Below are 530 nucleotides of genomic sequence, written 5' to 3'. Positions count from 1 at the left end.
GAGATGACGCGGATGTTCGTGGTGTCGAGCTGGCCGCGCTCGTTCAGCTGCTGGGCGCGGGCGAGGAAGGCCTCGTAGACGGCGGCCTTGGACTGGGCGTCGCGCTCGAGCTCGCGCAGCTGGACGAGGGCCTCGTTGTCGGTGAAGACGGTGGCGCTCTGGCTGGAGGAGCGGGATGTCAGGGCGGCAAGGGCGGCCTGGGCGCGGTCGAGCCGTGCCTTTGCGGCGACGCGCAGGCGGCCGCTTTCCGCCGCGATCTGGGTTTCGAGGGCCTTTGCCGCCGACTGCAGCCGGGCGATGACGGGATGGCGGGCGCCATAGATGATCGACTGCACGCCGAGCTGCTGCTGGGTCTGGGCATATTGCGTGCGCAGGGCGGCAAGCGTTGCGGTCTCCGGATTGTCGGCGCTGGCGAGGGTGGCGCGGCCGGAGACGAGCTCCTTGTAGGCGGCCTCCTCGGCGATCACCAGGCGCTGGGCCTCCAGGACCTGGGTGTTGAGCTGGTTCAGCGAGGTCTGGCTGGTCAGTTC

General features: G+C 70.0%; 1 pseudogene. It reads right to left on the bottom strand.

The window, feature by feature from the left end:
- Positions 1-530 (bottom strand): annotated as a pseudogene (locus P9A16_RS35680) (cell shape-determining protein); the annotation flags it as partial.

It is taken from the genome of Shinella sp. 838, assembly GCF_029623935.1.
GTDB lineage: Bacteria > Pseudomonadota > Alphaproteobacteria > Rhizobiales > Rhizobiaceae > Shinella.
Note: the sequence above shows the minus strand (reverse complement) of the source record. Positions and strands in the feature narration are given on the sequence as shown.